The organism is Flavicella sp. (genome assembly GCF_029238425.1).
In the GTDB taxonomy this organism is placed as follows: domain Bacteria; phylum Bacteroidota; class Bacteroidia; order Flavobacteriales; family Flavobacteriaceae; genus Flavicella.
In genome coordinates this window covers 1-4,295 of sequence record NZ_JAQWGB010000215.1, presented here as the reverse complement: position 1 = coordinate 4,295, position 4,295 = coordinate 1, and the positions used below count along the sequence as shown (strand labels likewise).

At 34.2% G+C, this 4,295-nt stretch carries 2 protein-coding genes and 1 pseudogene; 1 reads left to right on the top strand and 2 read right to left on the bottom strand.

From position 1 onward, the window contains the following. Nucleotides 1-240: 240 nt before the first annotated feature. Nucleotides 241-966, top strand: a complete 726-nt coding sequence (locus P8H68_RS14540) for a hypothetical protein (RefSeq protein WP_300326810.1) — start codon at nucleotides 241-243, stop codon at nucleotides 964-966. 83 nt (nucleotides 967-1,049) lie between these two features. On the opposite strand, the gene P8H68_RS14535 is transcribed toward P8H68_RS14540, so the two are convergent. Further along, nucleotides 1,050-3,503 (bottom strand): alpha-ketoacid dehydrogenase subunit alpha/beta, encoded by a 2,454-nt coding sequence (locus P8H68_RS14535; RefSeq protein WP_300326806.1) that lies wholly within the window; start codon nucleotides 3,501-3,503, stop codon nucleotides 1,050-1,052. Between the two features lie 129 nt (nucleotides 3,504-3,632). Next, nucleotides 3,633-4,295, bottom strand: a pseudogene (locus P8H68_RS14530) (aminopeptidase); the annotation flags it as partial.

Here is a 4,295-nt window from a genome sequence, read left to right as displayed (position 1 = left end):
TATACTGCCTCAGAGATGATCGCAGTTGAAATTATAACGAACGAGGGAAGTTTTAAAAATGAACATGCAAATATGTTGGGAGAAGAAACACATTATGTATTGAACTCCTTAGAAGAAGGCCTTTTGATTGAAGATTATTGATGTAACAGATAATTTTATCGAATCAAGAGAATCTAACCAAATAATAACCAAAAAATAGATTTGAAATTTTTTTGAATTTATTTTTAAAAATGAAATATTATGAAAACAATTTTTAACAAAGGACTCAAGTTTTTGGTCTATACGTTTATTACAGTTGCTATTGTTTCATGTAATGATACTAGTGAAATAGAAGAAGGAGTTCCACCTACAAATGGCGAACCTTATTCGGTGACCATAGGTTTTGGTCTAACACTTCAACCAGGAATAAATATGGAGATTATCCATAATTATGAAAAAACAGGATATAAAGTTGAAATAAAAAAGAATCTTGTTGCTGGAGATATAACTTTGGAGGATGTTGATTTAACTCAATCTATTATTCTAGAGGTTACTGGCCCGGTAGAGGTAACCGTTAAACACCCAGATTTTAAAAAGAAAAAATTAGGAGAAATTGCCTATTATGGTCTGGAAAGAGTAGATGTGGAAACGGCTCCTGGTGCAGGTGTTGTACAGGTGCCTTTAGAGTTGGTACAAGGGTATGTAGCAGTTGAAGCCAATGAATTAATGGCAGAGTTTATTCAATTGGTGAAAATTGGAAGAGATGAGGTTGCCTTGAATACTATTTATTATACCGACGAGACGAAAAAAGATATAGAGGTAGAGGTTCGTACAATGAATAACGAAATCAAAGGAGAGCATCAAAATGAAATAGGTGAAGGAGTGGTGTATGAAGTAGAATTAATGGACTTCATTGATTCTTCCCAGTCACAGAAAACAATTGAATTCGATGATGTTATTTTTAATAGTGAAAGGATTGTAGATTAGTTGAGGATTTCAGTATTCTAAAAATAAAAAAAAGGTCACCTTGGAAATCAAGGTGACCTTTTTAATTTTTTATATAGTTGAAGTTAAAACAGCTCAGGGAATTCCATCGGATTTACTTCATGCATGATGGCATAAGCCGCTTCAAAAATATCTTCTTTGGAAGGTTTTGAGAAATAATCCCCATCACTTCCGTATGCAGGTCTGTGCGCTTTTGCACTTAGTGTTGCAGGTTTACTGTCTAGATAATTGTAGGCATTTTGCTCGTCCAAAACTTTTTGTAAAATATATGCGGAAGCACCTCCTGGCACATCTTCATCTACAATTAACAATCGGTTTGTTTTTTCAACACTTTTTGAGATATCGTGATTGATGTCAAATGGCATCAAAGATTGTGCATCGATGATTTCAATATCAATTCCAGCTTGTAATAAATCTAAAGCCGTTTCTTCAACAATTCTTAAAGTAGAACCATAAGAAACAATGGTTATATCAGCACCTTGTTTAATTGTTTCTACATAACCAATTGGTGTTGTAAACTCACCTAAGTTATTCGGTAGATTTTCTTTCAAACGGTATCCGTTTAAGTTTTCAATTACAATGGCAGGTTCATCAGCTTTTAACAAGGTATTGTAAAAACCTGCAGCTTTGGTCATGTTTCTAGGAACAAGAAGATGTACACCACGTAATGTTCCAAGTATCATCGACATTGGAGAACCCGAATGCCAAATTCCTTCCAAACGGTGGCCTCTTGTCCTAATGATCAATGGAGCTTTTTGTTTTCCAAATGTTCTATAACGTAAACAAGCCAAGTCATCACTTAGTGTTTGGATCGTATAGATTAAATAATCTAAATATTGAATTTCTGCAATAGGACGTAAACCTCTTAAAGCCATTCCTATTCCTTGTCCAATAATGGTAGATTCTCTAATTCCTGTATCGGTAACTCTATCTTCTCCAAATTTATCTTGTAGACTCTCGAGACCTTGATTTACATCTCCAATCTTACCAGAATCTTCACCAAAAATAAAAACATCCGGATGTTTTTGTAAAATAGCATCAAAATTATCTCTGATGATAATTCGGGCATCTACTTCTGGAATTTCTACAGCATAGCTGGCAGGTATTTCATCTATAGTACTCACACCATTTCCGGTGTCGTTGTATAATTTGGTGCTATACCTATCTTGTGCAATTTGCTTGTTTTTAACCAACCAAGCTTGTAGCGCTTCTTTTTCTTCAGAGCTTTCTAATCTTAGAAATTGAGTGGCTTTTCTTGCTGTAGAATATATTTCTTTTCTAGAAGGTTCTTTGGTGGTGGCAAGTTCATTTCTCATCTTAATGATGAAATTTTTATTAGCACTTACCAAAGAAACTGCATCAAGAAGTTGAATCAATTCTTTTTGTTCTTTATTAAGAGGTTCTAGAAAAGCTTTCCATGCATCTTTTTTACCTTGAAGCACTTCTTTTTTTGCACGTTTTTCAATTTCTTCTAATATCGAGTCGTTTTCAATAATTCTTAAAACTCCATTTGGAGTTTCTAGTTCAAATTCTTGAATCCACTCTTTAAATTTTTTGTTACAATCAAAGTCGGCCTCCCACTGCAAGCGTTCTTTACTTTTATACCTTTCATGTGATCCAGAAGACGAATGTCCTTGAGGTTGTGTCAATTCTTGGACATGAATTAAAACAGGTACATGTTCTTTTCTCGAAAGCTCTGATGCTTTGCTGTAGGTATCTATCAATTGCACATAATCCCAACCATCAACGCGCATTATTTCAAGACCTTTATTTTTTTTATCTCTTTGAAAACCTTGTAGAACTTCAGAAATATTTTCTTTTGTAGTTTGGTATTTGGCATGTACAGAAATTCCATATTCATCATCCCAAACACTTGTTACCATTGGTATTTGTAAAACCCCTGAAGCATTGATCGCTTCGAAAAAATGACCTTCACTAGTACTAGCATTTCCTATGGTTCCCCAACCTATTTCATTTCCGTTATTAGAAAATTTTTCATAACCCGATTTTAGGCTATCCACATTTCTATATAACTTTGAAGCGTATGCTAAACCAACAAGTCTAGGCATTTGAGCCGCGGTACAAGATACATCTGAACTGGTGTTGTACTGTTTAGTTTGGTCTTTCCAATCTCCAGTTTCATCAACAATATGAGTAGCAAAATGTCCTCCCATTTGTCTCCCTGCAGAGAAAGGTTCTTGATCAATATCTGTGTGTGCATACAAACCAGCAAAAAATTGTTGCGGTGTAAATTCACCCAATGCCATCATAAAAGTTTGATCTCTGTAGTAACCAGATCTCCAATCTCCTTTTTTAAAAGCCTTGGCCATGGCAATTTGTGGTAGTTCCTTTCCGTCACCAAAAATTCCAAACTTTGCTTTTCCTGTAAGAACCTCTTTTCTACCCAATAAACTACATTCTCTGCTTAGAACAGCAATATAATAATCCTGAAGAATTTCTTCTTTGAATTGTTCAAAAGATAAGTTTTTCGAGGTAGTTTCAGATGTGGTAGAGGTCATACAAATAGCTTTGTTTGGTATTGCAAAGATACTGTTTTTCTAGCGAAATTAAAAGGTGGTTTAGTGTCTGTAAATGAGTGGTTAAGGGATGTTTGTAATGTATGGATAGTGATTTAAAGGGAATAGATTTTATAAAAACCCTCTACGTACAGAGTTGAATATTTTCAAAGGTTCAAGAACAAATGTGAATCGAATTTTACTGAAATAATCATTGTTCATTTCCCATCCATTATTTGAATATACTGGCAGATACAGTTCAAAAATTTCATGCATAAAATTGAATCGGATTCCAGATTCGTAGCCTAAAAAAAGTGGGGTGTTTCTATTTTTTAATAGCCCAATATCATTGTAGATCTCTACCCATTCCCAAACATTAAAACTAGTATTGAAAGTAGAGATCCATTGGTTGGCAAATTTTTGATGATCTTCTTTAAAAAAGGATTTGAACCCACCTTCTGCAATGATGTATTGTTGATATAAAAAACCAGCATCCTCTTCACGTCCAAACATATTGTATTCAAATAAATAATCTTGCGGCTTGCTTAGTCCGTAGCTAAAATAATGAGAGTCAGGGTCGGTACTGTTACCAATAAAAACTCCCGTATACCATCTAAAGTCAAGCTGTCTATTTTTATTAGTTAATTTTCGATATCGTATATCTGCCGAAACTTTATTAAAAAAAGTAGCAAACTCCATGCTTGTAGAAAAGCGGAAATCATTTAGAATCTCAGGTCTTGAGTAGTTGTAGGTAAGTTTGACTAGATTGTATTTGTCTTCATTGGATTTTTCAAT

Coding starts and splice junctions, on each gene's coding strand:
- P8H68_RS14540 (WP_300326810.1), top strand. CDS start 241: ATGAAAACAATTTTTAACAAAGGACTCAAGTTTTTGGTCTATACGTTT.
- P8H68_RS14535 (WP_300326806.1), bottom strand. CDS start 3,503: ATGACCTCTACCACATCTGAAACTACCTCGAAAAACTTATCTTTTGAA.